We start from the raw sequence: 26,513 nt of genomic DNA, 5'->3' as shown, positions 1-26,513 counted from the left end.
GTTTTATAAATTGGAGAATACGAAAGCGGTTATGAAAAGGGCGAGTATAACGATTGGCAAAAACAATGTAAAGAAAGAGCGAAAGACGAATGTAAAAGTGCTAGTAAGAGCGATTACTATACCGATTATCGTATTAATTATTTGGCAGTTAGCCGGCGTATTCGATTTAGTTTCTAAAACAGTTTTACCGACGCCATTACATATAATTCTAGCTTTTCAAGAACTTATAAAAACAGGAGAGTTATTCGGTCATTTAAGTATTAGTGTATTCAGGGCTGCGGCTGGTTTCTTTATCGGCGGAAGTTTAGGAATTATTTTAGGAACGATTGTTGGATTTTCAACGAGAAGTGAGCAATATTTAGATCCGTCAGTACAAATGTTACGAACTGTACCTCATTTAGCTGTGGCACCGCTTTTCGTATTATGGTTCGGCTTTGGCGAAACATCGAAAGTGTTATTAATTGCAGATGGTGCATTTTTTCCTTTATACGTTAACGCGTTTTTAGGAATACGAGGTGTAGATTCAAAGTTATTTGATGTGGCGAGAGTGTTAGAGTTTAGTAGAAGAAAATTAATTACGAAATTAATTTTACCATCAGCATTGCCGAACCTATTACTCGGTGCAAGATTGTCCTTAGGAGTTGCATGGGTGAGTTTAGTAGTAGCAGAACTTATGGGATCTACAGAAGGTATTGGCTATATGATTATGGATGCAAGGCAATTTTCAAATACAGATATTGTATTTGTCGGTATTATTATCTTTGCATTCGTTGGGAAGTTTTCTGATTCACTCGTACGTTTACTAGAAGTGAAATTCTTAAGATGGCGAGATAATTTTAAAGGAGAGACAGGGAATTAACATATAAAGTGAAACTTTAATTAGTGGGGGGCTTCATCCCCCACTAATTATTAGTTGAACCAATCGGGCTTTTATGGGCAGTTGATTCCTCACCTAGCTTTTGTGCTTTCGCTGAATTTTGAGGTGGGGATCTTACTGCCCGTTAATGCGGGGTAAATTATTAGGGGTAATTTATATAGAGTATTTTAGTATACGCTTTAATATAAATAAGGGGTGTGTAAAGATATGGAATTGTTATGGTTTATTCCAGCTTATGGAGATGGTCGATATTTAGGGACGACAAAAAGAGGAAGGGCAGCTGAATATGGTTATTATAAGCAAGTTGCACAGGCAGCTGATTACTTAGGATATACAGGTGTGTTACTTCCAACTGGTCAAGGGTGTGAAGATCCATGGGTATTAGCATCTGCACTTGCAGCCGAAACAGAGAAATTAAAATTTTTAGTAGCAGTTAGACCAGGACTTATGTCACCGACAGTTGCAGCGAGGATGGCATCAACATTTGATAGAATTTCAGATGGGAGGTTACTTATTAATGTAGTAGCTGGAGGAGATCCTGTTGAATTGCAAGGCGATGGATTATATCTGGAACATGATGAAAGATATGAAGCAGCGGATGAATTTTTAAAAGTTTGGAAATCGACCTTACAAGGTGAAACGATCTCTTTAGAAGGAAAGCATATTAAAGTTACGGATAGTAAAGTTGTATTTCCTCCGGTTCAAACACCGTATCCACCAATTTATTTTGGCGGATCGTCTGCTGCAGGTAAAGAAGTGGCGGCTGAACATAGTAATGTATATTTAACGTGGGGAGAGCCGCCAGCGCAAGTGAAAGAAAAAATAGATGAAGTAAGAAAACTTGCGGAAGGGAAGGGGCGTAAGGTGCGATTCGGCATCAGGTTACATGTAATTGTAAGAGAGACAGAAGAAGAAGCATGGGAAGAGGCAGAACGTTTAATTCAATATGTAGATAACGAAACAATTGAGCTTGCTCAAAAGACATTTGCAAGATATGATTCAGTTGGTCAAAAACGAATGACTCATTTAAATAAAGGTACGAGGGAGTCGTTAGAGATAAGTCCTAACTTATGGGCTGGCATCGGGCTTGTAAGAGGTGGTGCAGGTACTGCGCTTGTTGGGGATCCGTATACAGTAGCAGAAAGAATAAAAGAATATGAAGCGTTAGGAATTGATACGTTTGTTTTATCAGGATATCCTCATTTAGAAGAAGCATATGAAGTGGCAGAACTGTTATTTCCTTTATTGAAAGAAGAAAAGGAGCAAGAAAAGAAAATTGTTGGCGAAATGATAGCTGATGCATTTGCACTAAAAAAATAATGAGAAATAAAAAAACTCGCAAGTAAATCACTTGCGGGTTTTCATCGTAAACTATTAGAAAATATGGTAAAATTAAATAGTAACTTAAGGTACGGTTGGTTGTTCAATTATCACTTCTCCGAGTAGGAGGGGGGTGATAATAAGTGAGTGAAATAGCGTTGTTATTGCAAGGTGGACTGTTTCTCGTTGCATTGTTAACGTTCGTCGTCGTTTTAATAGACAAGCTCAAAAAATAACAACCCACCTATGCCAATAGAATGTGGGTTGTTTTGTTTGTAAGAAACAAATAGGATAAATGAACAATCCAATCTGCTAGGTTACGTGGACTAGTGTGTAGCCGCACACTAGTCTTTTTTATTTATATACAATTAATAATTAGTTTATGTGATTGTATTGTTCTTTTCATACTCATTATAACACAGTGTCTTTTCATCAAGAAAGGAGACCGTATGTTCTGATTTCGATTAAATCGAAGGGGTTGTTTCTTTAAATAGCCCATCCATATACTGTTTTAAAGTTTGGATATAAAATTCCTGCTTATTTACATTATTTACACCGACAATGGGTGATGAAAGTTCATATCTTTTTTCTGATAAATGAACGACAACATCAAAGATATCAAATAGACGAATGAAGCAGAACAGGCCATCTTTATCACTTAATAAAATAAAGTAATGGTTTTCACTATTTGTATTTAATGTATTCCATAAAGAACTTTTGCTTAAATCGCGTACAATGCTCTTTTCTTTTAATTCCATGAAGTCGGCATTTGATAAAATATTAGAAATATCAATCGCATCTGGATCTTCAAAATAGCCATCAACAGCTTGTACAGCGAAAGTATAAGCCATTTTTAATACGCTCATCTTGTATTTGCGGTTATCTAAAAGTAATTCACGTTGAATAGAGCTAGCTACTTTCGTTACACGTTCTTCTTTCCAAATTTCATTATGTAGTGAAATATCGTGCTTTTTACATAGTTTCATAATTAATGCATTGGAATAAAGTATTTCATCACTTACTTCTACAACATCTGTCTCAGCCGCTGCAAGTTCCTCACCATGCTCATTCGTATAGAGGGGGGAGTCAATCTGTTTTTTCATTTGCTCAATCTTAAATTGACTTAATTTATGCCGAATTAAAGGACGATCAATATTTGTTGTCATCTGTTCATGACAAGTATCACAAAATGAGTTTGTGAAATAATATCCACATAATATTTCTGGGATGACATATTGTTCACTAAGTTCTTTCGTATCTTTTCTGCAAATGATGCATTGTGTCATTTTTATCACCTTTACCTACAAATTTGTATGTATTCTTATTGTAGTGTATTTATTGGTATTTTGGAATATTGTAAAGGAAAATATTATGTGAAATTGTTGCTTATTTTGGTACAATGAAGAGAAGTGCTAGTTTAAAGGAGGATGTTTTTTGAAATCGAAAGTGCACTTTTGGACATTAGAAGTGCTAATGGTTGTAGCGATCATATTTATTTGCACAAAAATATCGTTTCTATTTCAACCGATTGGTATCTTCATATCAACATTGTTTTTCCCAATCTTAATCGCGTTATTTTTATACTTTATATTTAATCCTGTATTAGTCTTTTTGGAGGAGAAAAAAGTACCTAGAAATTTAGCGATATTACTGTTATATCTTTTTATTATAACATTAACTGCGGTTGGAGTTGGGGTAGTTGTTCCAACGATCTCACAACAGCTAATGGATTTAGTAAAAAATATGCCAAGTTATATAAAAGAGGGAAAAGTATACATACAAGATTTATCCCATCATAGATTGTTTGAATGGTTATCTACACAAAACTATGTTTCCATTGAAACAATTGAGAAAAATGCGATTGAATACTTAAAGGATATACCAAACACGATTACGTCGAGTGCAACGGCTTTATTTGGTATTATCACGAACGTTGCATTAGTTATCTTCACAGTACCATTCATTTTATTTTATATGTTTAAAGATGGACATGCCTTTCCAGGTAAAGCAGTAAGCTTATTACCAGAATCTTACCGTGAAGAAGGACTTCGCATCATTAAGGAAACGAATGAAACATTATCTGCATATATTCAAGGGCAAGCGCTCGTTTGTATATTTGTAGGTGCTTTTACTTTTATCGGTTATTTAATTATCGATTTACCGTACGCTTTCGTTTTAGGAATTATAGCAGCATTTACAAATATCATTCCTAACTTAGGTCCATTTATCGGTGCAGCACCAGCTGTTATTGTAGGCCTGTTCGTATCTCCGATGCAAGCGTTGTACGTAATTATTATCGTAACAATTGTACAACAGTTTGAAAGTAACATCATTTCACCGCGTATTATGAGTTCGAAACTGAATATCCACCCGCTAACAATTATTATTTTAATTTTAGGGGTAGGTAACTTTGCGGGAATTATCGGAATGATTTTAGCAGTGCCAGTTTATGCAGTAACAAAAACAGTTGTATCGAACTTAGTGAGATTGTTTAAGACGAAACGAAGTAATCGGAAATAGTATATGTTGAGAAAGATACACCGCTTTTTAAGTGGTGTATCTTTTGTTTATTACTCAATGTCAAAAGTGTGAAAATGTAGTTTTATTATATATTTATTACATATCAAATATAGACATATACTTGTGTGATATAATGTCTATAAAACTACGTGGAATCCCTCTGAATTATCCAAATCATTTCTTTAGAACGTGCTATCAACATCATAATCGACTCCTTTCAATTTTTATATTTTAAAGGTTTATAGGTGAGAATAGTATTTGCTTCTACGATCTCGAATTTCGTCCATAATCTGTTTATATTGTTGTTCTTGCTTTAATTCAGTTTCAGAAAGGGTTTCTTTCTGAATTGTGATTGTTAAAAAGAAAAGGTGAAACTTCATAATACATTCCTCCTTTCGAAAGGAATTATAGATGGCTACAGTAGTGACTTTGACGTTCTTTTACATCTTCCATAGCTTTATTAATTTGTTGATCATGCAATATCTCACTGTCTGAAAACTTAGTTTTCTGAATCGTAATGGTTAAAAAGAATACTTTAAATTTCATTAGTTTTTTGCTCCTTTATAAATTATTTAGAAAAGACGGCTGTAATAAAAAGCTTGACGCTCTTTCACTTCGCCCATAATAGTTTGAATGTGTTGTTCACGTAAAATTTCTTTCTGAGAAAGCTTACGTTTTTGAATAGTGATAGTTAAAAAGAATGCTTTAAATTTCATTACATATTACCCCTTTAAAAGTTAATTAGAAAAGACGGCTGTAATAAGAGGCTTGGTGCTCTTTTACTTCGTCCATAATAGTTTGAATGTGTTGTTCACGTAAAATTTCATTCTGAGAAAGTTTACGTTTTTGAATGGTGATTGTTAAAAAGAATGCTTTAAATTTCATGAGGATATTGCTCCTTTAAAAGTTATTTAGAAAAGACGGCTGTAATAAGAGGCTTGGTGCTCTTTTACTTCGTCCATAATAGTTTGAATGTGTTGTTCACGTAAAATTTCATTCTGAGAAAGCTTACGTTTTTGAATAGTGATAGTTAAAAAGAATGCCTTAAATTTCATGAAGGTTTTGCTCCTTAAGAATATATTTTTAATACATTTGTGTGTAGTATGAACTTTTAATGTCAGTTATTTTATCAGTCAGTTGTTTTAATTGTTGTTTACGAACGATTTCGTCTTCAGATAAAGTGTTTCTCTGAAGTACAGTTGTAAAAAAGAAAATATGAAAGGTCATAAATGAATTCCTCCTTCCGAAAAGGAATTACAGGTGATCACAATAAAGTGCTTGGCGCTCCTTAACATCATTCATAGCTTTTTCAATTTGTTCATTATGAAAAATTTCATCTTTGGAAATTGTATTTCTTTGAATCGTAATACTTAAAAACAATACGCTAATAGTCATCGAATGTTGCTCCTTTCTTTAAAAAATAATATAAGAGGCTAAAAAATCGCACAAAAAAGCCACAGGAAGATATAGTTCTCCTATGGCTAGGCGTGAAAAAGCCACAGGAAAGTATACGACCTCCTGTGGCGAATTTATGAATTAATAGAAATAAAGTGCGATTTTCAATTCTCCATTAGGGTGGTCGAATTCATATTTAATTGTCCGAAAAACAAAGGTGCAGTTAACGCTAAAGTTAAAGCATGTAATTGTAATTTCATCATTTTATTCGACCTCCTTTTAGAATTTTTTCTTACGTTAGTAAGTATATACAATTAATGGATAATTGTAAACATAAAAATTGAAAATTTTTAATTTTGATTAAAATGCGTATGTTTTAAAGGGTTTTGAGTAGATGTATTGTAGTTAACAAAATATCGATAAAAATGGGGGATGCTAAATGAAATATATGCATCGTAATGTGGTTGTTATGCTAACAATTTTTTTATTTATTACTGCTTGTTCTAGCGGAGAAAGAATAAAAGAAATATCTGATGTTGAACCTGGTGCTTTTAGGAAATATGCTGGAACATATGTTGGTAATAACTCAGATGTAGTTGCAATTGTTAATCATTTACCCGGTGGTGAAACATTTCAAAGTATAAGTTTGGAGAATGAAAGCATAAAGGTGAACTATAGTGCAAAAGGGAATGGAACCCTTACAGAAGACATGGTTGAGACGTATTGGTTTGATGGTAAGGATACGATGAAGAAGAATTTTCTCTTTAACGTTATTTATTTAGCGATTTTAGTACCAAATGCGAAAAGTTACGAGTTTCAAGTAGAAAATAAAAATTTCACGATAAAAAGAGAAGAAATACTATCAATCCTGTATGTAAAATTTGATGATTTTCCAAAAGAAAATGGTATATGGGATAAAAAGAAAGTAGTAAAGTTCCTTAACGATAATAATGAAAAAATTACAATGCTTATAAATGATAAAGATTTTCGGAAATCTTTATTTGTTAAATATCCAGTGAAATAATTGGAGGGACAAAGATGGAGATTGTATACAAAATTTCTTATCATAGAATGAAGGGTCATTATTTACCTAAGTTAATACAGGCAATTAGCCTCGTTAGTGAAGAAGATTTGTGGAAGCAAGGGAACTCTGTTAATTCAATTGGTGGAATTGTATTGCATATTTGTGGACATATTTATAGAAATACTAGTCGTTATAAAAATCCCAATATAGTTTTTGAAAAGGGAATTGAAGAGTATTTTCCAGTAAAAAGACAAAGTTCTGAAGTTTTGCTACAGTACGTTGAAAAAGTATTTGATGAATGGGGAAAAGCATATATACAATCATGGGAAGAAAAAAGACATATTGAACTTCATGGTTTATTACATTTAGTGGGGCACACAAGTTATCATTTAGGGCAAATAGTAGATCGTACAAAGTCAATAAAAGGACAACAATTTAACTTTTGTCAAAATGGTATAAATGAAAAGAATTTGAGAACAAGAGTTGAAACTTCGAACTTTTAGAAAGAGAGTCATTTTTAAATAAATGACTCTCTTTTTTTGTAAAAGAAATTTATGGAAATAAATATTTTTATGTGATATGGTTAATTACATAAGTAATGAACCTAAGAACCTAAGGTGGTGAAATTATGAAACCTACTCTGGAGCAAAATAAATTAATATACTTACAAATTGCAGAAACGATTGAATCTGATATTTTAAAAGACATATTACTTGAAGAAGAACAAGTTCCATCGACAAATCAATTTGCGAAGATGCTACAAATTAATCCAGCTACTGCAGCTAAAGGGGTAAATGTATTAGTGGATGAAGGGATTTTATATAAAAAGAGAGGGATCGGGATGTTTGTTGCAAAGGGAGCGAAAGAAGTCGTACTTAAAAAAAGACAAAAGACTTTTATGACCGAATATTTACCTAAAGTGTGGGAAGAAGCGAAAGTGTTAGAAATATCAAAAGATGAATTGATGGATATGATTCAAAAAATTACGAAGGAGGGGAAAGAGGGATGATTGCACTTGAGACGAAAGATATAACGAAAAAATATAAAAAGAAAATAGCTGTAAATGAAGTAACACTTTCATTGGAAGAGCATAAAATATATGGTTTGCTTGGGAGGAATGGAGCAGGAAAAACGACACTATTAAATTTACTAGCAGGACAAATAACTTCAAGTAGTGGAAGTGTATTAATATTTGGTGAAAATGTATTTGAAAATAGTAAAGCGATGCAAAATATTTGTTTTGTTAGAGTGAAAGAAGAAGCTCGTTTAAGTTTTAAAGTAAAAGAAATTTTTAAGATGTGCAGCCTGTTTTATAAAAACTGGGATGGAAAATACGCTGAAGAACTTGCTGATAAATTTCAGCTTAATATGACAGTGAAATACCATAAACTATCACACGGTATGCAAACAGTCGTCGGAATTATTCAAGGGTTAGCAAGTAGAGCGCCAATTACTATTTTTGATGAACCAACTACAGGTTTAGACGCAGCGCATCGTGAGTTGTTTTATAGTTTACTATTAGAAGATTACGGTGAGTATCCAAGAACAATTATATTATCAACACATTTAGTAGAAGAAGTAACTCATGTTATCGAAGAGGTAATTATCATAAAAGAAGGAAGACTGATTGTTCAATCATCTGTGGAGGATTTATTACAACAAAGTCATATTATTTCAGGGAAAAAAGATAAAGTGGATGAGTTTTCAATCAATAAAAAAGTTATAAATCGAGAAGTTTATGGAAATAAGGGGATTGTTGTTTTATGGGAAGAGCTTTCTAATGAAGATTATTATTCTCTTGAAAAAGAAGGGTTACTGATTGATAGAATTACATTACAAAAACTATTTATTCACATAACTGGTGGTGAAATAAAATGACGATTTTAATGAAGCAGTTGAAGTTACATATAAATTTTCATTACAAAGCAATTTTAATATTTTGGATTACAGCATTACTTATAAAAGGAATTACAAGTGTAATGGATTTGAGAGAAATAAGAGAAGGATTTTTGCAACATATATTAAATAATCCTTCGATTGCAATTACACTGTTTATAGTAGTAAGTACTTTTATCATACAGGATGATGTGTTTCGTTTAGCAGTTTCATTTGGAGTAACGAGATTACAGTTTTTCATTGGATCAGTTTTCTATATCTTATTACAAGCTGTGGTTTTCTCATTCCTTCAAGTGATTTTTTTGAAAAATACATTGTATAGTACAGTAAATATTAGTTTAGGAGAACAATCAGTTAAACAGTTTATTGTACAACTATTATTGTATGTTACAATAGCAACTTTCTTTCAAGTAGTAGTAGTGATTAAGAAACGTTTTAAGTGGATTGGTCTTATGATTGGTGGAACATTTTTTATATCATTGAATAGTGTGCTTTATGCAGAAGTAGGAATACAGGATTTAAATTCTACATCTAATCTATCTTTAATAGATATCCCATACTTTATTGTCATTTCAATTATATTAACTATCGTCTATGTCGTGACTAGCGGTATATTTATTCGAAAGGTATCATTTGAGCAAACAATTTAAAATATAATTAAGTATATATTTGAGGAGAGTAGGAAAAACAAATGGGAGACACTTCTTCACTCATTACAGTCTTTTTATGCATTGCACTACTAATATTTTGGCGTCGTTATCGCTCTATGCATAAGCCGATAAAGGGATCGGGAAAACGTATTTTATGGCCATTACTATTTTTAACTCCAGGTATTGTATGGTTTTTTGGTCCCGTACATCCAGCTATCTTACAAGTAATACTAGCAGCATTAATTGGGGTTCTTTTCGCTGTACCACTTATAGTTCTAACAAATTACGAGCGAAGAGATGATGGGAATATTTACACGAAAAAAAGTGCAGCTTTTTTAATTACTTTTATTGCGCTTATTATTTTAAGATACGGTTCAAGACAATATATTGTTGACTTAGATCAGCAAACAATAGGTTTATTATTTTATGTTGTTGCAGTATCGTATATTATTCCTTGGAGAATTGCCTGTTATATAAAGTTTAGGAAAGTTTGGCGGGAAAATAATAATCACACTATATGAAAACTTCTCATTTGAGAAGTTTTTTTATTTTTACATGTAAGCAAAACAAGTTGTTGAAGGGCAGGCTGTTATTGAATATGATACATATTATAATGAGGAAAAGTTGAGGGGATAAAAATGCGTACAATTTTAGTTTTTCTAAATAACATGTCCATCGATAAAATAGAGAACATTAGACATAAACATGATCCTTTATTTGGATTAATTCCACCGCATATAACAATCGTATTTCCATTTAAGAGTAATATTTCAAGTGATGAATTAAAATCTCATATTTTGAATTTATCAAAAGGGGTAGGCAAAATCGAAATTGAGTTTGCAAATCATATCACTAGTGTAGGAAACTATTTGTTTTTAGAAGTTGAGGGAGGGAAAGAACAAATAGAAGAACTACATGATAGGCTATATACAGGACCTTTAATACCATTTTTGAAAGAAGATATTCCGTACATACCGCATGTAACAGTCGGGAGAAAAGAAAGTGCTGAGTTAGCTGCTAAAGTAGCTAAGGATATTCATAGTTTCCCTGAAAAGTTACAATGTGTAGTTGATAGAATTAGTGTAGAGCGAATTGGAGAGAACGGGGAATCAATTATTGAATTTGAAGTACCGTTGCAAAAAAGCTGACAAGTGTCAGCTTTTTTTATTCGTAACATGAAGTAAAGCACCAATCGCACCGCTATTACCTCCATCTCGTAAAAAGATTGGTGTTTTATTTTGATATACTGTGTAGCTACTAATAATATTTTGAAGGTGTACGTTATTACATAGAGTCGAGCCAATATAAATAATATGGTCAATGTTTTTTGTTTCCGCGAATTGAAGGCTTAATGCAGTAACGACTTCACCGACAAGCCCTTGTACAGTAGCTAGTATATCAGAGCTATTATAATTCGCTTCAGTATTAGCTGCTTTACCAAAGTTGCTTGCAGTTAAACTATTATCAATAGGAGATAGAATACCACCATAAATATCTCCAACCGTAATATCTAAATCTTTTCTAGAACCTACTTTTGTTAAAGGAATCACATTTTCAAAATGATCTATATTTGTTAATAATTTTGAAAGTCCCATAATAGTACCACCGCCAACACCGGTTCCACCAGCTCGAACATATTTGTCATTATAAACGTAATGAATAGAAGTACCTGTACCGATATTTGTTAAAATAAAGTTGTTTATATCATACTTCTCTTCTTTTAATATGTATCGGACACCTACAAGAGTAGCTTCAAATTCGTTTAGTTCTACTATTTTATATGAATCTGAAAGTAGTTGCTGTAATTGTTTTGCTTTACCACCTGTAATACATATTTGTTTTTTACCAGTGTGTTTCTTAAGCCAATTTATTATTTCATCGTGTTCATTTGAATAAAATTTTTCAAAAGATAATTGCTTTTGTTTGTTCAAATAAGCAATTTTTGTTAATGTTCCTCCAGCATCAATACCGATAGTACTTTCCATTTTCCTGCTCCTAACTACGTAATATGTTTTCGTGTTAAACCATACACTCAACTAATTTAAGGAACACTCTATTCTGCTTGATATATTAATAGCTTTTCTATCGTTACAATCGGCTGATGATCAACAGTTGCGGTGCCTTTACCGAGAACAAAACCTCGGCGATTACGAGTTAGCTCATAATATAACTCAAGTTTATCACCGGGATATGCTTTTCCGTGGAATGCAACTCCATCTAAAGAGGAGAGAAAGCCTAATCCTTCAGAGTCACTCGTATGTACAAATGCGCTAAGCTGAGCAAGTGCTTCTACAATTAACATATGAGGCATATGTTTTTGATAATCATTTATAAACCACTCATTATTTGAAATGAGTTTATATCCCGTAACGAATTCACCGTGTTTTACATTTGTTACTTTATCAATCATTAAAAAAGGATAACGATGAGGAAGAGTGTCTTTAATATGCATATGGAAATACCTCCAATAAATAATACCCCTGCTACAGTTAAGCAGGGGAGTTATCGTTAATTTTTAACTAATTCATTTACTTTTTCAAGAGAAAAAATCCCACTATTTCTAATATTTTCAACAACTTGTTGTAACATTTCTTTATCTTGAACGAGTGCAATACGTACAAAGCCTTCTCCGTGAGGTCCAAATGCATGACCTGGTGTAACAACGACATTCGCACGATCCATTAACGCATAAGCAAAATCTATAGAAGTCCAGCCTTTCGGAATTTCGGCCCAGACGAACATACTACCAGCTGGTTTATCGACATTCCAGCCAAATGTGCGAAATCCATCAACTAAAGTATCTCTACGTTCTTGATAAATACTGCGATTTTTCTCACAAAACGAAGCGCCATTTCTTAGTGCAGCTGATGCTGCTTTTTGAATTGGTAAAAACACTCCGTAATCTGTATTTGATTTAAATTGCGTAAGTGCACGAACAATTTCTTCATTACCAATCATATAACCAATACGGCTACCAGCTAAACTATAACTTTTTGACAAAGAGTTGATTTCTACTCCAACATCTTTAGCACCAGGCACAGAGAGGAAGCTAATTGGTTTTTTACCATCAAAATAAAATTCAGCATAAGCAAAATCATGGACAACAATAATATTATGCTTTTTCGCGAATGCGATTACCTCTTTAAAGAAATCTTCATGAGCCATTGCTGGAACTGGATTTCCTGGGAAGTTTAAAATCATCATCTTCGCTTGATCAGCAATATTTTCGGGGATAGCTGCTAAGTTAGGTAAGAAATCATTATTTTTCTTTAATGGCATGTAGTAAGATGTTGCGCCAGCCATTTGAATACCAGTTTCATAAGCTGTATATCCTGGATCAGGAACTAATATAATATCTCCCGGATTCGCATAAACCATAGGTAAATGAACGAGTCCATCTTGTGAACCCATTAATAATAATACTTCTTTATCAGCATGTAATTTAACGTTATGAGTGTTGTTGTAATATTCAGTTACAGCTTCGTGGAATTCTTGAATACCACTTAATGTGTATCCATAACTTTCTTTTTCACTTGCTGTATGTACCATTTCTTCTCTTACAAAGTCAGCAGGCGGCATATCAGGATTCCCGATACTTAAATCAATCATTTTGTGACCTGCTGCAATTTTTTCTTTTTTATAGGCCCCTAATTCACTAAATATAGAAGATTGGAATGCTTTCATTCTAGTTGCTAACGTGTAAGTCATCAAAACCCCTCCTAAAAACAGTGTTTTCTTTCTGCGTTTTTAATTATTCTGAAAACACATGGTTACATTTTATCATTTTTTTATGAAAATTAAAACGATTGACAAATTTAGAGGGAGGATAAAAAAACGCAGAAAATATTTTCTGCGTTTTAAATGAAGGGTAATCATTTCTTCTTATATGTACATAATTTTTCAACTGCATAAAAGTATACGTTTAATTTGCCATCGACAACTTGTATAGTTTGATCCGATGTAAATGAGTTACCATAATCAATGTGATACGCATTAGAATCCTTTACAAATGAGCCTTTGTATAAATCTTCTTTTTCCTTTGATGTTTGCATCTCTACTAAGTTTTGAACAATTTTTTCTTTCTTTTCTTCTTTTACAACTGTTTCAAATTTATAAGATGCAGGGCAAAGACCATTTTTGTTGTCAACAACTTCCCAAGAACCGTATATATCATTATTGCTACATCCGCTAAGTAGTATGATGAATAATGGAATAATTAATAGAACCTTTTTCATTTTGTACTCCTTTCTTTTCATTTTTAATAAACGTGCGAATTCGATAGGTATATTGTAATAAATAAAGTTTAAATTTTTATAAAGAATTATTTAATTTCATATAAAAATTGGGGGGAAGGTAAGGTTTTTAAAATAAAAAGGCATGAATCTAATGTAATACAGATACATGCCTAGTGTGCTATCTTATATTTTGTTTTTTGAGAATAAATGAAGCGGAAAGAAGAATGACAATGCCGTTTAAAATATACACATTTACAATGGAAGAAGTTAGGTTAATTGCTCCAAAACCAGTTTTATCGAATATAGAAGTGAGTGCCGTAGTTGTCAAAAAAATAATAGGCGTTAGCAGTAAAAATATGAAGCCTGCCAGAACTCTCCTTTTAAAGCTATGTTGAGATAGGGAAATCGCTAAAAAGTTTATGATGCTAAACATAACTAATACAACAAAAAGGATAATAAATAACTGGATGCCATCAGACATTTTGCGCCTCCTATATACCTTATTTATATATTATATTCGAAAGCAAAATGGGTACTCCTTTAAATCATTTCAGTAAACGTGTTAAATTATATATAACAAAAAGCATGGATTCATCTAATACTACTAAATCCATGCTTTTTGTTTATGTTATAAATTCGCAGATTGCGAAGGCTGTTTTTCGTATTGTTTCTGTTTAGATAATGAAATGAAAATAATTAATAATGAAATGACACCGAAAATTAAGACCATGTACTGTAAACCAATCGTATCTAAGAAGAAACCAGTACCGAGTAAAACGATTTGGAACATAACTCTCTCAAACATATTACGGAATGAGAAAAGACGGCCGTGATAGCTTTTTTCCACTTTCGTTTGGAAAATTGTCGACATAATAGGGAAGAAGCAACCGACACTAAAACCAAACAAACCAAATGATGTAAGTGACATCCATTTTATATCGCTAAAGAACAAGGAAAGGTGTGCAAAAGCGGTACAAACTGCGAAGAAATATAATAATTTTTCAGGTTTGAAATGGTCAGATAAACGTTTAATAACGAAGGCCCCTAACATAAATGCGACACCTTCAATTGTATAAATAAAGCCTTTAATCGTTGGATCATGTTGCATTTCACTAATGTTGATTACCATTAAATTAAATCCGGCTATAAATAATAGAGGGATAATACTTAATATAAGTGCTGTAAAAGCAATAGGAATTCCTTTTAAAATACGAAATACTTCCATAAAGCTATTATCTTTTGTAGCTTGTTTACTTGGTGTTGTTGATTTCTTATCTTCGAATTGTAGGAAGAAAGTTGAGAGGAATAATAAAGCGTACGCTGCCATTGAGAAGGCATACATATACTGTAAACTCATTACAACTAAAAGAATTCCACCTAGTGAAGTACCCGCAATACGAGCAATTGTACCTACATTCATATGTACACCGTTCATCTGTAATAATTCATGCTCACGTACGATGAGTGGAATTACAGATTGTAATGCAGGAAAGTAAAATGCTGCTGAAATTTGAAGAGCAACCATAAATGCAATCATAAATGCGATACTTTCAAATTGGATAGCGAAAAACATGAAAATAACACTTAAAACTCGACCGAATCCAGCGTAAAGAAGAACTTTTTTCTTTTCATACTGATCAATTATGCGACCAGCCATAGGACCAACTAAAACACCGGCTAGTAGTCCGATAAATAATATAACTGATTTCATGAAATCAGAAGGGACATATTTTTGCATAAATTCAAGGTTGCCAAGAATACCAAGCCATAACCCTAGACCAGCAATAAACTCCCCAATTAAAACGATCCAAACATTTTTATTACGCCACATAATATAAAACCTCTCCGTCTTTTAAAATGAAAAACTCGTATATAAAACCTCCTTATTTTATGTATTATTTATAACGAACTTTTTTAGAGTCAGAGTCTATATTACGTGTTTCATGAGTGGAATTCAATCTTTTTGATTTGTCAAAAATTTGATGTGTTAATTGATGAAATAAGTGAATCAAAACGTAAAAAAATTATGATTAAAGCTAATAGAGAGTAAGGATAAATATAAAAAAGCAAGAACGTATAACTACGTCTTGCTTTTCTCAAGTACAAAATTAAACATTAATTTCTTTTAGCAACATTTACGCTCTTGTCCAATAGCTAAAGCGCTAAAAGATAGAGGACCAACAACTTCTGCACTTGCACCACTAGTAAGGTTTTCTACAGTTAATGAATATACATGAGTTCCGCAGTTTAAATCTTGATCTATAGCTTGAAATGTTTGAGCGTAGAATTGTTCAGAATCTGTTGATTCAATACCTACTTGTGTATTGAAAATTTCAACGTTATCACGGAAAATTCGAAATAAAACTTGTGAAATCTCAGTTATACCTTCAACTCCAACTGTAGCAATTAATTCCACACGATTATTACGTGCGTCTCTTCTTGAAATTTTTAATTTGATTTTTGCAAGAATTGCTCTATCTGGAGAAGCTGGAATTGCAAAAGTTGTTTCACCAGTTTTACTAATAGGTTGAGTAGCTTGGTAATCAATGATATGAGTCATGTTCGTCACCTCCTCATATACTAAAATATGAAAGCAGTGATGAATTAGCTTGGACAAATACTAGAATATTTTAATAGAGTACACAACAATTGTTGAAAAGAAGTAATTTACATAAAAGCATCAAGAATATATCACAATAAGATGATGTTTTTCTTAATGCTTTTTGTAATTAAGCAGAATATTCTTCTTTACGTACTTCAAAAAATTCATTACGTCGTAAGTAATTATAGATTTTCTCTGAAACCTTTTCTTCTTCAGACACTAAGAAACGATGATCAAAAGCGTAGAAAGATTGACCTTTAATTAATTTTACGTAATACATATTAAACGCCTCCTGACACTTGATTATTACTTGCTTCATATTATGATGGCCTATATGTCTGCTAAAAATACTTGGAGTTTCAAAGGGGTAAGTAAAGGGATGAAAGAGCTTACAATTCTGTAAGGTTTATGTCACCTTTTTCGATAGTTTACATTCATCAATCTCTTCTATACTACAAATAAGTTACATAAAATAAGGGGGTAAAAAGATGGATGAAGTAATCGGAGAAGTAGTAGCAGGTATTTGTGAATTTGTAGTAGAAGTAACAGCTGATGCTATTGGGAATTTAGTTTCCGGGAATGATGAGGAAAAAGAAACATTATAATAGTTTGTAAAAGTATACAGATGATCCAAATATAAAGACTGATTTCTAAAAAGGAGTCAGTTTTTTATTTTTTACATTACATTAATTTTATTTGAATATTCATTTGTTATTATGTTTGTGAAACCCATAAAGGAGGTGAATAAATAAAGATGTCGAATTTAGGGTCTGATTTATCTGATTCTCGTTTGATTGTGGCGAATGTGGAGGAAAAGGAATATCACTTTATTGTCCGTGAACATCCGATTGTAGGGAAAATTATATCGCTATTGGAAAATGGAAAAGAATATGGTTTAATAGATAAACAAATCGCGAATAAAGATAAATTTATAAAATCGGAGCTTACTAAATTAGAGTATTTTAACATAGATGTTCTATATCATACACCTGGATGGATATGGATTGGCATGGATCAATCTGGTTTACATGCTCGTGAGGCTACTTATAACGAAGTAGACGTTATTAGGAAGTTGAAAGAGGATTTATATTATATAGATGTATATGAAAAAGTAAAAATGTAATAAATATTTAGTCAGGCTAGGGGACAAGTTCCCGTAGCCTTTTTTGTTTAGCAATAAAACGCAAAATCTATATTATGTTGATGATAGGACAATATGATAAGAAGTAAGCTGAAAAGAGGATTTGAAAATACAAAAAGAGAACTTTAATTATTACATGAATCCTATATGTAAATAACAATAGAAAGAAGATGATAAAATGAATAAAGAAGAGCTTGTAAAACAACAGTTTGGTAATAATGCGGAAAAGTATGTAAAAAGTAAAATTCATGCAAAAGGACCGGATTTACAATATGTAGTTCAACAAGTGGAGTCTCGTCATAATAAACGTCTTCTTGATATTGCTACTGGCGGAGGACATGTTGCGAATGCATTAGCTCCATTGTTCCAAGAAGTAGTTGCTTTAGACTTAACAGAAAAAATGTTAGAGAATGCGAAAAACTTTATAAAAAGTAATGGACATGAAAATGTATCTTTTGTCGCTGGAAACGCTGAAATTTTACCGTTTTCCGATAGTTCTTTTGATACGATTACGTGCCGAATTGCAGCACATCATTTTACGAATCCAGCTCAGTTTATATATGAAGTAAATCGTACGTTAGAACATAATGGATTGTTTATTTTAATAGATAATGTTTCACCAGAAAATAATGAATACGATACATTTTATAATTTTATAGAAAAAAAGCGGGATCCGAGTCATGAACGAGCGCTGAAAAAAACAGAATGGATTACTTTGTTAGAAAAAAATGGTTTGCAAATGCAGTCATGTCTTACTTTTGACAAGAAATTTGATTTTGATTGGTGGTGCGATATGATGAATGTACCTTTGCAAAAGCGTGTGAAGTTAACAGAATGTATGATGAAAACATCAGTTGAAATGCAAGAATTCTTCAACATTCAATATGAAAATAATAAAATCAAGTCGTTTTATACCGAAATGGCGTTGTTTATATGTAAAAAAAGCGCGACATTAAAAAGATAAATTTCTTGCAGTCTTTTCAAAGTACGGTATACTTAGTAACAGAGAAAATGAGAATTGAGGAAATGTAATAATGATTCGCGTACGTATTGAAGGAACTGAAGAAGAAATGCTTGAATTTATGGAGAAAATGCCGGATATTCCTGGATTTGAAAAAACACATACGAGAGAACCGAGAAAAGGGAATAATCCAAAATATGATTCAAGTAAAAATGTACTAGCATATTTGTCTTATAAAAAGATTGAAGTCGCCAATAAATAGGCGGCTTTTTTAGTTTGCACCGTTTCACAGCCTTGTCTTTTTCACATAATAATAATAGTAGATTATGCTGAAGAGGGGTGAGTATAGTTAATAAGAAAATCATTTTTTTTGGAGACTTTGGTATCGACGATGCTGTGGCGTTAATTTATGCAAATAAAACATGTAAATTAGATATTATAGGTATTGTTGCTGAATATGGGAATGTATCGCGAGAAATCGTAACGGAAAATGTGTATTTTTTAGAAAGATACTATGCTACAGAAGTAAAAATCATTGAGGGTGCAGCAAGACCGATGACAGCAGAAGAACCTTTATTCTTTCCTGAAATTCATGGAGATCACGGTTTAGGTCCAATTATTCCACCTGATATGAGGATTTGTAAACGGGAAAATTTTTGTGAATTAATTAAATTAATTGAACCTTGTCCAGAAGATATTATTATCGTAGCGACCGGACGTTTAACAACATTGGCAACGCTATTTTTATTATATCCAAATGTAATGGATAAGGTATGCTCGTATTATATTATGGGCGGTGCTTTTTTATTTCCTGGTAACGTTACTCCTGTATCAGAAGCTAATTTTTATGGAGATCCAATTGCCGCAAATATTGTAATGAAGTACGCAAAGAATGCGACTATTTATCCGTTAAATGTAACGCAAGGAGCCCTCATTACTCCTGAAATGGTGGATATAATTAATAAAGAAGGAACAGGGCAAGCGAAGCTTATTAAACCCATGATTGATTTTTATTATGAAAACTTTTATAAAAAAGAATACCCGGGTATTGCTGGAAGTCCGATTCACGATTTACTTCCGTTCATTTCATTTATAAATGATGATATTTTTGAATACAAAAAATCTGCAGTTTGGATTAGTACGACAAATGACGTAACAAGAGGACAAAGTGTGGCAGACTTTAGAAAAATAGCTGAGCCGACAACGTTTGATAATAGGCCTATTCAAAAAATTGCAGTTGGTTTTAACTATCCGGCTTTTAAAGAAGAGTTTATGCGGACCATATTGAAACCTGACTGTCCCTAATATGTGAAATACGAAATGTATCAACCGTAAGTCAAAAACTGGTCATTCATTATTTTGAAATAATCTAATAGTTGCTCTGTATGAATAACTAATGAAAAATGTAACATAACTAATGGTAAGCAATTGTTTCTAATTATATTTTGATCTGTGAAATTTAAAGGAGGTTATCATATGATTTGGTCTTTAATCGTTGGTGGTATATTAGGATGGTTTGCAAGCTTAATTACTGGAAAGGACGTACCAGGTGGCGTAATTGGTAATATTATTGCTGGTATTATCGGTTCTTGGATTGGTACGAAATTACTTGGTAGTTTTGGCCCTGTAATAGGCGGGTTTGCAATTATTCCAGCTTTAATCGGTGCGATTATTTTAATTTTCATTGTAAGCTTTTTATTACGAGCAATGCGGAAATGAATGTACGGACTGTTTACATTTGTAAGCAGTCCTTTTTATATGTTATGCTAGTATTATACAATCAGGAGGTGTCAACATTGAAAACATTTACAGTAAATTTCCATCAAGAAGATAATGCTAAAGCGACAACAGTACATAAATTAAGTGAAGAGGACTTCAATAAAGCAACAGAAAAAGGTACTCGTCATCTATTTGATTTAGATACAAACGTTGGATTCTTCGTATTCTTTGACGCAGAAGATACAGAAGGTAATGATCAATACTTAATGTTACAATACGAAGGGGATCATGAAGAGCCAACTGCGTGCTACGGATTTGATTTAAAACTATACTATCAATTTTTAGCACTATACTTAAATGATCTTGAATTCCACGGTGAAACAGATGAGGAAGAGGAAGAATATGGCCCAATTCATCATTTAGCTCACTTACTTTATCATATTGTTGAAGACGGTAAGTCAATCGAAGTGTAAAAATACATATGTAAAGCTGCCCTTTTTGGGCAGCTTTTTTCATTATTATGATGAATGTTATGATTTACATAATGGTAAATGGATTTCTGATGGTGATAGATGGTTTGACTAAACAAAAAAGCAACAAAGAAGGATGAATCTTCTTTGTTGCTTTTTCTACTTTTAAGGAAGGATTACAGTGTAAATGGCGAGAAGGGATATATTAAGGAGATGGGAAAAATGATAAATAATACAATTCCAAGTTTTTTGAAATTGTGGGAAAGTGACGATGTAGAATTAGAAGTTCTTAATCAATACTTTACTTCGCATCCAGAGATATTTGAAGAATACTTTAAGTATCATTGTCCTAAAACGAGAGAACGTCTTTCTAATGCTATTAAACAATACCCCGAAAAAATAAAAGATATTCGTATCATTGCAGAAGTATTACCGGCTATTATTCATGAGATAACGAGCGAATATCTTTATAAATATAACTTTGATGTAAATATGAAATTCCATATATTTGTTGGAGGCTTTGGCTCTAATGCTTTTGTAGAAAGAGAAATTATTGGAGACTTGTTTTTCGCAGCAGAAAAATTATCTCCTGATTTAAATCACCTTCGTGTTATTGTCGCTCACGAAATTGGACATATATATCATAATGTTATGTTACAAAATGATGGAATGGACTGGGGGAAAGCCGATTGGGCCGATGCGACAGTTAATCTGTATCGCGAAGGTGTTGCAACGTATTTATCAAAACAAATTATGAAAGGTTTAAATGAATCAGTGTATTACTCATATGACAATGAGGGTGGACGTTGGTTGCAATATTATATAGAAAATGAAGAACATATAAAGAAACGTTTTTTGGATGATTATATAGAAGGATGGACGTTTGAAAAAGAGAAAGAGTGGTTTCGGTTATCTGGCGGACAATATTTTGGATACAACCGACTTAGTTATTTTTTAGGAACAGCTTTTGTAGAATACGTTGCACAAGCATCGGGGGAGAGTGAAGTATTTACTTTTTGGAACAAACACAATTTGAAAAGAGATGTAATGAATTGGTTATCGAAATGAATAAGATTATGATAGGGGGCTGAAATGTATGAAAGTGTATGTAAAGATAGGTATGTTATTTCTCGCTTTTACATGCATCTTTACATTAGTAGCATGTAAAGGGACGGACGAAAAAAAGGATACAGACCCAACAACGGAAAATAGTAAAAACGAACAGAATAATTCTGCTGAAAAAAAGAAAGAACATGATGCAAAATCAAATAATGAAGGATCAGCAAAACCAAAGACAGATTCAAGCACGAAAGATACAGTAATAAATCAAAAATCAATTAACCACGTTAAAGGTTTGTTTGAACTAGCGAAAGAAGGAAAAGTACCTAACGTTCCGTTTGCAGCTCATACAGGAGATATTGAAGAAATAGAAAAAGCGTGGGGGAAAGCAGACAAAACGGAACAAGCAGGAAACGGAATGTACGCTACCTTTACAAATAAAAATGTTACTTTCGGTTTTAATAAAGGTTCACAAGTTTTTGATGTACGCTCCTATCATGCAGAGCTAAAATCAATTACATTACAAGAAATTGAAAAGGCATTAGGAAAACCAAACTCAGTTAAAGTAAATGGTGAAGATAAAATATATGTATATAAAGTAAACAATCAGTTTGAGTTGAAATTTATCATTCCAAAATCGACGGGTAAGATAAATCATATTTCGGTATTTTCGCCAGAGGATAGTATAAATAAAATGGCAGGGTAATAAAGAAGGCTATCACCAAAGATCATCAAGACTTTTGTGATAGCCTTCTTTTTACTGTTAAAAGGATGAGGAAAGCAGCCTATAAAACATGAGGAGTATGCTCTGAAATGTCTTTATTTATTTTATTACGTTCTAAATTTTGAACAAAAAGAGCTTGAATAATGCCCCCAATTATTAAGAAACAAGCACAAATATAAAATAGCATACTACCGTTTAGTTTACTTAATAAAACCGCACCAAGTACAGGACCGCACGTTCGAGATACATCCCAATGTAAGCCGTAAATTGAAAAATACAATCCACGTTTATCTGAAGGAGCGATTTCTGAAACGAATCGAAGTAAATGGTTTAAAGCAATACTTCCACCAATGACTAAAAAGAGTAATGTAAAAAATAGTGACGTGATTGTTGCTGAAAGCCCGTAGCCAAGTGCAGCTACTGTATAGCAGGCATAAGAAATAATGATGATTTTCGCCATGGAAAATCGTTCAGACCATTTCACGAGGAAAACTTGCAGAAAGATTTCCATAATAGCTTTGCATGTTGAAATAAAAACGAGTATGAGTTCGAAATCTGGAAAAGTATGTTTCACGAAAATAAGATAATTCGTCTCAGTTTGTGCATAAAAAAAGCTAATAGGAAGTGTAGAAACCATAAGTCCAAATACGGCGTAATGTTTGTGTACAAAATGTTTTGGAGATGATACTTCAAGCTTTTGCGTTGGTGTCGCCATTGCCGGAGCGGTTTCTGGAAGCTGCGTCCAAACAACGACTGCATATACTATAAGTACAATGCTTTGCACTGTAAATACATATTCAGGGTGAGTCTTATAAAAAATAGTACCGATTAAAGGGCCGATTAGGGTACCTATTGCTCCCATCGTTTGCAGAAGAGAGAAGATTTCTGCTTGCTGATTTTGTTTTGTTAAATCAGCTATTTGTGCACGTTGAGCAGGAATATATAAGGAACGGCCAACCCCATTTATGACATATAACAAAGCAAATATAAAAACGGATTGAGCAAAGATGAAGCTGCCGATTGCAACACTTTGTAGCAATAAGCCGAGTAACATAATTTTCTTACGCCCATATTTATCAGTCACTCTTCCAGCAATAAGTGTAAATATAATGTCCGAAAGCGGTTGTAACCCGAAAATAAGCATAGTCATCATAATATTGCCGTTTAGCATCTTATTAACATAAATAATCATAATGATAGCTAACATTGATTCTGTTGTTCGAGTTAATAATTCACCGCACAGTCTAATGATGATTGGTTTATTGTAACGTAATAAGAGATGATTCAATATTATTTCCTCCTTTCTATATTGAAATGATAAGATGAAAGGAGAATTGGAAAAAGGGTAAAAAGAATAGGGAGTATTTTTCACCTTTTAGGGGGAATATGATGTTTATTTTAGATCAATATATTGAACTATGGTGTGCCTATGGTAAAGAGAGGCAAGAAAGAGAACAATTAGAAGTAACAGTACAAATGATAGCAAAAACATTATTTTGTACGGAGCGTAATAGTAAATTAATTATAAAAAAATTAGAAGAGTTACATTGGATCACTTGGTTTCCAGGGCGCGGGAGAGGGAATCGCTCTAAATTAATATTTCAAAAGCAACCAATTCCACTAATTTTAGAAAGAGGAAAAGAACTAACGAAAAAAGGGGATGTGAAAAGTGGAATTTCATTTGTGGAACGCTACAGCTCACAATTTCCATTAGTAAAGAAAGAGTATGAAGCTTGGGTAGATTCCATATTTGGTCATCAAATAGAACGGACACTTGAAGGAAGAAAAGATGTACTTCGTTTGCAAGTACAAATGAACTTGGACATCGCTTTAGATCCGGTTTACGCTACAATGCGCTCAGAATGTCATATGGTTAAACATATTTTTGATACACTCGTATATGTTAATGAGGAAACAAATTCTATAGAACCTAGACTTGCTTTTCACTGGCAATATAATGCTGCTGAAAAGGTTTGGACATTTTATTTAAGAAAAAGCGTTTATCTTCATAATGGAAAACGACTTACTGCACAACATGTTATACATTCATTGACTCGATTTATGAAAGCAGAAAACAACCCACATGCATGGATGTTACAACATGTTGATAGTTTCCGTGCAGTGGATGAATTTGTTGTTGAAATTCAATTACATACAGAAAATGGTGTGTTTTTACATATGCTAAGTGCAGAACAGTGTTCTATCGTAAATGAAGATGAAGCAGGAAGCTTTATTGGTACAGGTCCTTTTATATTACGTGAGAAAAATGCACAGTTATTCGTATTAGAAGTGCATGATTTATATTATCGTGAAAGACCTTTTCTTGACCGAATTGAACTAATGAATGTAGAGAAAAATGTAAATACGTATGACGTGTTAGTAAAGGCACAGTATAAAGATAAAGAAAAGCCAAATAAAGAGCTGTCTCGGCTTGAATCGAACGTGACATATGTAACGTGCAATCTTGTAAAAGAAGGACCAATGCAAGATGAGTTGTTTCGAAAAGCGCTACATAAAATTATTCATGGCGATAAAATTGTTCAAGAACTCGGCGGAGAACGTGGAGAAGTGGCAAAGAAACTAATATTGGCGAATGAAAGCATAGTAGAGATTGAGGAAGATATCGAAAGGTTAATTAAAAGGAGTACGTATCATAATGAAGTGCTACAACTCTACACATTTACAGGACGAGATCACGTTGAAGATACACAATGGATACAAAAAGAATGTGCGAAGTACGGGATTCGTGTAGACACTAATTTTCTTGAAATAGAAGATCTGTTAGAAATAAGTACGATACAAAGGGCTGATATGATGCATGATAGTGCAACTATTAGCGAACGAATTGAAGATAGTCTGCTATATATGTTCCTTACAAAAAATAGCTTTATTCATGGACAAAGCAGCATGGACTTTCATCAAACGTTGTCCCCGTATTTTAAACAAGAACGAGTAGAAAAAAGAGTTACATTGTTACGCGATATTGAGAACATTTTGTTACGTCAAATTCATATTATTCCTTTATACCGGAACAAACAACAAGTAACTTCTCACGAAAAAGTACAAAATATAATGATTAATTCACAAGGGTGGATTGATTTTTATGAAATATGGTTTACATGTTGATATATAAGGGTTTTTACGCATTTTATAGAATGCGTGAGAACGCTTTTTTTTTGTGAAATATGGTTGTTTTACACATTGTTACGCTACTTGTGATAAAAGTCTATTTACAGCGTAACAGTGTTATGTTACATTGTTATCAGGAAGGAGTGTTATACAGTTGAGTACAGATTTAATTTCAAAAAAAGATTTATTAGAACTAACTGGTATTTCATACGGACAGTTATATAGGTGGAAAAGAAAAAATTTAATACCGGAAGATTGGTTTGTACGAAAGTCAACATTCACAGGTCAAGAGACATTTTTTCCGAAAGAAAAGATATTAGAGCGTATTGATAAAATCCAAACGATGAAAGAAGATTTATCTCTTGATGAACTAGCGAATATGTTTTCACCGAGTGTAAGAGAAATCCTTTTAACAAAGGAAGACGTCTTACGTAAAGGGATTGCATCAGAGCCAGTTTTACAATTCTTCATAGAACAAACGAATAAAACAACAGAGTTTCAATTTGTAGATATTCTTTATGTGTATATGTTAGAAGAATTACTACAATCAGGAGAGATTAGTTTAGAAGAAGGAAAAATGGTCTTACAAGTTTTACGTGAAAATTATGAAGCGATTAAGCATAAAACTTGTGATTTAATCATCGTTCGAAAGTTAGGGATTTCTACATGTTTCTTAGTTTCAAACGTGGATGATTTAATTTTTGAAAAAGGAACCAAAATTGTTTTACGCGAAGCGATTATGAAATATACCGAAGCATTAAAAACGAAACTGTTGTAGTGGAGGAGAAAGT

The 26,513-nt window shown here is 32.7% G+C and carries 38 protein-coding genes; 21 read left to right on the top strand and 17 right to left on the bottom strand.

Annotated features, from left to right (window positions below; genetic code table 11):
• The first annotated feature begins 10 nt into the window (after positions 1-10).
• The 3 genes from KVT31_RS19690 to KVT31_RS30355 all read left to right on the top strand — a co-directional run bounded on the left by KVT31_RS19690 (position 11) and on the right by KVT31_RS30355 (position 2,433).
• Positions 11-859: an ABC transporter permease gene (locus KVT31_RS19690; protein WP_088096728.1), complete on the top strand. Its 849-nt coding sequence runs from the start codon at positions 11-13 to the stop codon at positions 857-859.
• A 225-nt stretch (positions 860-1,084) separates the two neighbouring features.
• The gene (gene ssuD, locus KVT31_RS19685; RefSeq protein WP_088096727.1) at positions 1,085-2,197 is read left to right on the top strand and encodes an FMNH2-dependent alkanesulfonate monooxygenase; all 1,113 of its coding nucleotides are present in this window, start codon (positions 1,085-1,087) and stop codon (positions 2,195-2,197) included.
• 143 nt (positions 2,198-2,340) lie between these two features.
• Positions 2,341-2,433, top strand: coding sequence for a putative holin-like toxin (locus tag KVT31_RS30355; protein WP_001289320.1), 93 nt, complete (start codon positions 2,341-2,343; stop codon positions 2,431-2,433).
• Positions 2,434-2,661: 228 nt separating this feature from the next.
• On the opposite strand, the gene KVT31_RS19680 is transcribed toward KVT31_RS30355, so the two are convergent.
• Entirely contained in the window at positions 2,662-3,483 is an 822-nt protein-coding gene (locus KVT31_RS19680; RefSeq protein WP_088096726.1) for an HNH endonuclease, read from the bottom strand.
• A gap of 148 nt (positions 3,484-3,631) precedes the next feature.
• Here KVT31_RS19680 and KVT31_RS19675 point away from each other — a divergent pair, with 148 nt between their 5' ends.
• Positions 3,632-4,717 carry an AI-2E family transporter gene (locus KVT31_RS19675; protein ID WP_088096725.1) on the top strand — a complete coding sequence of 362 codons (1,086 nt, stop codon included), beginning with the start codon at positions 3,632-3,634 and terminating at the stop codon, positions 4,715-4,717.
• Positions 4,718-4,956: 239 nt separating this feature from the next.
• Here KVT31_RS19675 and KVT31_RS19670 read toward each other — a convergent pair whose 3' ends face one another.
• The 7 genes from KVT31_RS19670 to KVT31_RS19640 are packed head-to-tail and all read right to left on the bottom strand — an operon-like array spanning position 4,957 to position 6,112.
• Complete coding sequence (locus KVT31_RS19670) at positions 4,957-5,097, bottom strand: YrzI family small protein (RefSeq protein ID WP_087953365.1); 141 nt, start codon at positions 5,095-5,097, stop codon at positions 4,957-4,959.
• 25 nt (positions 5,098-5,122) lie between these two features.
• Positions 5,123-5,263: a YrzI family small protein gene (locus tag KVT31_RS19665; protein WP_000669813.1), complete on the bottom strand. Its 141-nt coding sequence runs from the start codon at positions 5,261-5,263 to the stop codon at positions 5,123-5,125.
• Between the two features lie 26 nt (positions 5,264-5,289).
• On the bottom strand, positions 5,290-5,433 hold the full coding sequence (locus tag KVT31_RS19660; RefSeq protein ID WP_088096724.1) for a YrzI family small protein: 144 nt from the start codon (positions 5,431-5,433) through the stop codon (positions 5,290-5,292).
• Positions 5,434-5,458: 25 nt separating this feature from the next.
• Positions 5,459-5,602: a YrzI family small protein gene (locus tag KVT31_RS19655; RefSeq protein WP_000668975.1), complete on the bottom strand. Its 144-nt coding sequence runs from the start codon at positions 5,600-5,602 to the stop codon at positions 5,459-5,461.
• 26 nt (positions 5,603-5,628) lie between these two features.
• Positions 5,629-5,772, bottom strand: a complete 144-nt coding sequence (locus KVT31_RS19650) for a YrzI family small protein (protein ID WP_000668975.1) — start codon at positions 5,770-5,772, stop codon at positions 5,629-5,631.
• A 28-nt stretch (positions 5,773-5,800) separates the two neighbouring features.
• A complete protein-coding gene (locus tag KVT31_RS19645; RefSeq protein WP_088096723.1) occupies positions 5,801-5,944 on the bottom strand; it encodes a YrzI family small protein in 144 nt (47 codons plus the stop codon).
• Positions 5,945-5,971: 27 nt separating this feature from the next.
• Complete coding sequence (locus KVT31_RS19640; protein WP_000156189.1) at positions 5,972-6,112, bottom strand: YrzI family small protein; 141 nt, start codon at positions 6,110-6,112, stop codon at positions 5,972-5,974.
• Between the two features lie 439 nt (positions 6,113-6,551).
• Between KVT31_RS19640 and KVT31_RS19635 the strand changes: the two genes are divergently transcribed.
• The 7 genes from KVT31_RS19635 to KVT31_RS19605 all read left to right on the top strand — a co-directional run bounded on the left by KVT31_RS19635 (position 6,552) and on the right by KVT31_RS19605 (position 10,830).
• On the top strand, positions 6,552-7,136 hold the full coding sequence (locus tag KVT31_RS19635; protein ID WP_088096722.1) for a DUF4825 domain-containing protein: 585 nt from the start codon (positions 6,552-6,554) through the stop codon (positions 7,134-7,136).
• Positions 7,137-7,150: 14 nt separating this feature from the next.
• Positions 7,151-7,639 (top strand): DinB family protein, encoded by a 489-nt coding sequence (locus tag KVT31_RS19630; protein ID WP_088096721.1) that lies wholly within the window; start codon positions 7,151-7,153, stop codon positions 7,637-7,639.
• Positions 7,640-7,764: 125 nt separating this feature from the next.
• Complete coding sequence (locus tag KVT31_RS19625) at positions 7,765-8,145, top strand: GntR family transcriptional regulator (RefSeq protein WP_088096720.1); 381 nt, start codon at positions 7,765-7,767, stop codon at positions 8,143-8,145.
• Entirely contained in the window at positions 8,142-9,014 is an 873-nt protein-coding gene (locus KVT31_RS19620) for an ABC transporter ATP-binding protein (RefSeq protein WP_088096719.1), read from the top strand. The genes KVT31_RS19625 and KVT31_RS19620 overlap by 4 nt, the downstream gene beginning before the upstream one ends.
• Complete coding sequence (locus tag KVT31_RS19615; RefSeq protein WP_088096718.1) at positions 9,011-9,682, top strand: DUF4052 family protein; 672 nt, start codon at positions 9,011-9,013, stop codon at positions 9,680-9,682. The genes KVT31_RS19620 and KVT31_RS19615 overlap by 4 nt, the downstream gene beginning before the upstream one ends.
• Positions 9,683-9,723: 41 nt before the next feature.
• A complete protein-coding gene (locus KVT31_RS19610; RefSeq protein ID WP_088096717.1) occupies positions 9,724-10,203 on the top strand; it encodes a CcdC family protein in 480 nt (159 codons plus the stop codon).
• A 117-nt stretch (positions 10,204-10,320) separates the two neighbouring features.
• Positions 10,321-10,830: a 2'-5' RNA ligase family protein gene (locus tag KVT31_RS19605; RefSeq protein WP_088096716.1), complete on the top strand. Its 510-nt coding sequence runs from the start codon at positions 10,321-10,323 to the stop codon at positions 10,828-10,830.
• 6 nt (positions 10,831-10,836) lie between these two features.
• Here the strand turns inward: KVT31_RS19605 and coaW are convergent, their stop codons facing one another.
• The 8 genes from coaW to KVT31_RS19565 form a co-directional block, all read right to left on the bottom strand.
• Entirely contained in the window at positions 10,837-11,667 is an 831-nt protein-coding gene (gene coaW / locus KVT31_RS19600; protein WP_088096715.1) for a type II pantothenate kinase, read from the bottom strand.
• 68 nt (positions 11,668-11,735) lie between these two features.
• On the bottom strand, positions 11,736-12,134 hold the full coding sequence (locus KVT31_RS19595) for a 3-hydroxyacyl-ACP dehydratase FabZ family protein (protein ID WP_088096714.1): 399 nt from the start codon (positions 12,132-12,134) through the stop codon (positions 11,736-11,738).
• A 56-nt stretch (positions 12,135-12,190) separates the two neighbouring features.
• A complete protein-coding gene (locus KVT31_RS19590) occupies positions 12,191-13,390 on the bottom strand; it encodes an LL-diaminopimelate aminotransferase (protein ID WP_140392475.1) in 1,200 nt (399 codons plus the stop codon).
• 164 nt (positions 13,391-13,554) lie between these two features.
• Positions 13,555-13,917 carry a hypothetical protein gene (locus tag KVT31_RS19585; RefSeq protein WP_088096712.1) on the bottom strand — a complete coding sequence of 121 codons (363 nt, stop codon included), beginning with the start codon at positions 13,915-13,917 and terminating at the stop codon, positions 13,555-13,557.
• Positions 13,918-14,095: 178 nt separating this feature from the next.
• Positions 14,096-14,398: a hypothetical protein gene (locus tag KVT31_RS19580; RefSeq protein ID WP_088096711.1), complete on the bottom strand. Its 303-nt coding sequence runs from the start codon at positions 14,396-14,398 to the stop codon at positions 14,096-14,098.
• A 147-nt stretch (positions 14,399-14,545) separates the two neighbouring features.
• On the bottom strand, positions 14,546-15,748 hold the full coding sequence (locus KVT31_RS19575) for an MFS transporter (protein ID WP_088096710.1): 1,203 nt from the start codon (positions 15,746-15,748) through the stop codon (positions 14,546-14,548).
• Positions 15,749-16,042: 294 nt separating this feature from the next.
• Positions 16,043-16,477, bottom strand: coding sequence for an exosporium protein ExsC (gene exsC / locus KVT31_RS19570; RefSeq protein ID WP_088096709.1), 435 nt, complete (start codon positions 16,475-16,477; stop codon positions 16,043-16,045).
• Positions 16,478-16,646: 169 nt separating this feature from the next.
• Positions 16,647-16,799 (bottom strand): YqbF domain-containing protein, encoded by a 153-nt coding sequence (locus KVT31_RS19565; RefSeq protein WP_000291907.1) that lies wholly within the window; start codon positions 16,797-16,799, stop codon positions 16,647-16,649.
• A gap of 474 nt (positions 16,800-17,273) precedes the next feature.
• On the opposite strand from KVT31_RS19565, the gene KVT31_RS19560 reads away from it, so the two are divergent.
• The 8 genes from KVT31_RS19560 to KVT31_RS19525 all read left to right on the top strand — a co-directional run bounded on the left by KVT31_RS19560 (position 17,274) and on the right by KVT31_RS19525 (position 22,575).
• On the top strand, positions 17,274-17,642 hold the full coding sequence (locus tag KVT31_RS19560) for a hypothetical protein (protein ID WP_088096708.1): 369 nt from the start codon (positions 17,274-17,276) through the stop codon (positions 17,640-17,642).
• A gap of 196 nt (positions 17,643-17,838) precedes the next feature.
• Positions 17,839-18,624, top strand: coding sequence for a class I SAM-dependent methyltransferase (locus KVT31_RS19555; protein ID WP_088096707.1), 786 nt, complete (start codon positions 17,839-17,841; stop codon positions 18,622-18,624).
• 70 nt (positions 18,625-18,694) lie between these two features.
• The gene (locus KVT31_RS19550; RefSeq protein WP_000621882.1) at positions 18,695-18,883 is read left to right on the top strand and encodes a YvzF family protein; all 189 of its coding nucleotides are present in this window, start codon (positions 18,695-18,697) and stop codon (positions 18,881-18,883) included.
• Positions 18,884-18,960: 77 nt separating this feature from the next.
• Positions 18,961-19,926, top strand: a complete 966-nt coding sequence (locus tag KVT31_RS19545) for a nucleoside hydrolase (protein WP_088096706.1) — start codon at positions 18,961-18,963, stop codon at positions 19,924-19,926.
• A 171-nt stretch (positions 19,927-20,097) separates the two neighbouring features.
• Positions 20,098-20,340, top strand: a complete 243-nt coding sequence (locus KVT31_RS19540; RefSeq protein WP_088096705.1) for a GlsB/YeaQ/YmgE family stress response membrane protein — start codon at positions 20,098-20,100, stop codon at positions 20,338-20,340.
• A gap of 77 nt (positions 20,341-20,417) precedes the next feature.
• Positions 20,418-20,813 carry a cytosolic protein gene (locus KVT31_RS19535; protein WP_140392474.1) on the top strand — a complete coding sequence of 132 codons (396 nt, stop codon included), beginning with the start codon at positions 20,418-20,420 and terminating at the stop codon, positions 20,811-20,813.
• 219 nt (positions 20,814-21,032) lie between these two features.
• A complete protein-coding gene (locus tag KVT31_RS19530) occupies positions 21,033-21,878 on the top strand; it encodes a gluzincin family metallopeptidase (RefSeq protein WP_088096704.1) in 846 nt (281 codons plus the stop codon).
• Between the two features lie 28 nt (positions 21,879-21,906).
• On the top strand, positions 21,907-22,575 hold the full coding sequence (locus KVT31_RS19525; RefSeq protein WP_088096703.1) for a YjgB family protein: 669 nt from the start codon (positions 21,907-21,909) through the stop codon (positions 22,573-22,575).
• A gap of 79 nt (positions 22,576-22,654) precedes the next feature.
• On the opposite strand, the gene KVT31_RS19520 is transcribed toward KVT31_RS19525, so the two are convergent.
• The gene (locus KVT31_RS19520) at positions 22,655-23,881 is read right to left on the bottom strand and encodes an MDR family MFS transporter (RefSeq protein ID WP_088096702.1); all 1,227 of its coding nucleotides are present in this window, start codon (positions 23,879-23,881) and stop codon (positions 22,655-22,657) included.
• A 101-nt stretch (positions 23,882-23,982) separates the two neighbouring features.
• Here KVT31_RS19520 and KVT31_RS19515 point away from each other — a divergent pair, with 101 nt between their 5' ends.
• The gene (locus tag KVT31_RS19515) at positions 23,983-25,719 is read left to right on the top strand and encodes an ABC transporter substrate-binding protein (RefSeq protein WP_088096701.1); all 1,737 of its coding nucleotides are present in this window, start codon (positions 23,983-23,985) and stop codon (positions 25,717-25,719) included.
• 157 nt (positions 25,720-25,876) lie between these two features.
• Entirely contained in the window at positions 25,877-26,500 is a 624-nt protein-coding gene (locus KVT31_RS19510) for a YhbD family protein (RefSeq protein ID WP_087980731.1), read from the top strand.
• Positions 26,501-26,513: the final 13 nt, after the last annotated feature.

Source organism: Bacillus sp. GbtcB14 (assembly GCF_019091205.1).
GTDB classification, from domain to species: Bacteria; Bacillota; Bacilli; order Bacillales; family Bacillaceae_G; genus Bacillus_A; species Bacillus_A cereus_AG.
The sequence above is the reverse complement of the archived record's forward strand: the minus strand, read 5'-3'. Positions and strand labels throughout refer to the sequence as shown.

Excerpts from the sequence above, each read along its gene's own strand:
- ssuD (WP_088096727.1), top strand. The coding sequence starts at position 1,085 with ATGGAATTGTTATGGTTTATTCCAGCTTATGGAGATGGTCGATATTTA.
- KVT31_RS19680 (WP_088096726.1), bottom strand. The coding sequence starts at position 3,483 with ATGACACAATGCATCATTTGCAGAAAAGATACGAAAGAACTTAGTGAA.
- KVT31_RS19670 (WP_087953365.1), bottom strand. The coding sequence starts at position 5,097 with ATGAAGTTTCACCTTTTCTTTTTAACAATCACAATTCAGAAAGAAACC.
- KVT31_RS19665 (WP_000669813.1), bottom strand. The coding sequence starts at position 5,263 with ATGAAATTTAAAGTATTCTTTTTAACCATTACGATTCAGAAAACTAAG.
- KVT31_RS19660 (WP_088096724.1), bottom strand. The coding sequence starts at position 5,433 with ATGAAATTTAAAGCATTCTTTTTAACTATCACTATTCAAAAACGTAAG.
- KVT31_RS19655 (WP_000668975.1), bottom strand. The coding sequence starts at position 5,602 with ATGAAATTTAAAGCATTCTTTTTAACAATCACCATTCAAAAACGTAAA.
- KVT31_RS19650 (WP_000668975.1), bottom strand. The coding sequence starts at position 5,772 with ATGAAATTTAAGGCATTCTTTTTAACTATCACTATTCAAAAACGTAAG.
- KVT31_RS19645 (WP_088096723.1), bottom strand. The coding sequence starts at position 5,944 with ATGACCTTTCATATTTTCTTTTTTACAACTGTACTTCAGAGAAACACT.
- KVT31_RS19640 (WP_000156189.1), bottom strand. The coding sequence starts at position 6,112 with ATGACTATTAGCGTATTGTTTTTAAGTATTACGATTCAAAGAAATACA.
- KVT31_RS19635 (WP_088096722.1), top strand. The coding sequence starts at position 6,552 with ATGAAATATATGCATCGTAATGTGGTTGTTATGCTAACAATTTTTTTA.
- KVT31_RS19630 (WP_088096721.1), top strand. The coding sequence starts at position 7,151 with ATGGAGATTGTATACAAAATTTCTTATCATAGAATGAAGGGTCATTAT.
- KVT31_RS19625 (WP_088096720.1), top strand. The coding sequence starts at position 7,765 with ATGAAACCTACTCTGGAGCAAAATAAATTAATATACTTACAAATTGCA.
- KVT31_RS19620 (WP_088096719.1), top strand. The coding sequence starts at position 8,142 with ATGATTGCACTTGAGACGAAAGATATAACGAAAAAATATAAAAAGAAA.
- KVT31_RS19615 (WP_088096718.1), top strand. The coding sequence starts at position 9,011 with ATGACGATTTTAATGAAGCAGTTGAAGTTACATATAAATTTTCATTAC.
- KVT31_RS19610 (WP_088096717.1), top strand. The coding sequence starts at position 9,724 with ATGGGAGACACTTCTTCACTCATTACAGTCTTTTTATGCATTGCACTA.
- KVT31_RS19605 (WP_088096716.1), top strand. The coding sequence starts at position 10,321 with ATGCGTACAATTTTAGTTTTTCTAAATAACATGTCCATCGATAAAATA.
- coaW (WP_088096715.1), bottom strand. The coding sequence starts at position 11,667 with ATGGAAAGTACTATCGGTATTGATGCTGGAGGAACATTAACAAAAATT.
- KVT31_RS19595 (WP_088096714.1), bottom strand. The coding sequence starts at position 12,134 with ATGCATATTAAAGACACTCTTCCTCATCGTTATCCTTTTTTAATGATT.
- KVT31_RS19590 (WP_140392475.1), bottom strand. The coding sequence starts at position 13,390 with ATGACTTACACGTTAGCAACTAGAATGAAAGCATTCCAATCTTCTATA.
- KVT31_RS19585 (WP_088096712.1), bottom strand. The coding sequence starts at position 13,917 with ATGAAAAAGGTTCTATTAATTATTCCATTATTCATCATACTACTTAGC.
- KVT31_RS19580 (WP_088096711.1), bottom strand. The coding sequence starts at position 14,398 with ATGTCTGATGGCATCCAGTTATTTATTATCCTTTTTGTTGTATTAGTT.
- KVT31_RS19575 (WP_088096710.1), bottom strand. The coding sequence starts at position 15,748 with ATGTGGCGTAATAAAAATGTTTGGATCGTTTTAATTGGGGAGTTTATT.
- exsC (WP_088096709.1), bottom strand. The coding sequence starts at position 16,477 with ATGACTCATATCATTGATTACCAAGCTACTCAACCTATTAGTAAAACT.
- KVT31_RS19565 (WP_000291907.1), bottom strand. The coding sequence starts at position 16,799 with ATGTATTACGTAAAATTAATTAAAGGTCAATCTTTCTACGCTTTTGAT.
- KVT31_RS19560 (WP_088096708.1), top strand. The coding sequence starts at position 17,274 with ATGTCGAATTTAGGGTCTGATTTATCTGATTCTCGTTTGATTGTGGCG.
- KVT31_RS19555 (WP_088096707.1), top strand. The coding sequence starts at position 17,839 with ATGAATAAAGAAGAGCTTGTAAAACAACAGTTTGGTAATAATGCGGAA.
- KVT31_RS19550 (WP_000621882.1), top strand. The coding sequence starts at position 18,695 with ATGATTCGCGTACGTATTGAAGGAACTGAAGAAGAAATGCTTGAATTT.
- KVT31_RS19540 (WP_088096705.1), top strand. The coding sequence starts at position 20,098 with ATGATTTGGTCTTTAATCGTTGGTGGTATATTAGGATGGTTTGCAAGC.
- KVT31_RS19530 (WP_088096704.1), top strand. The coding sequence starts at position 21,033 with ATGATAAATAATACAATTCCAAGTTTTTTGAAATTGTGGGAAAGTGAC.
- KVT31_RS19525 (WP_088096703.1), top strand. The coding sequence starts at position 21,907 with ATGAAAGTGTATGTAAAGATAGGTATGTTATTTCTCGCTTTTACATGC.
- KVT31_RS19515 (WP_088096701.1), top strand. The coding sequence starts at position 23,983 with ATGTTTATTTTAGATCAATATATTGAACTATGGTGTGCCTATGGTAAA.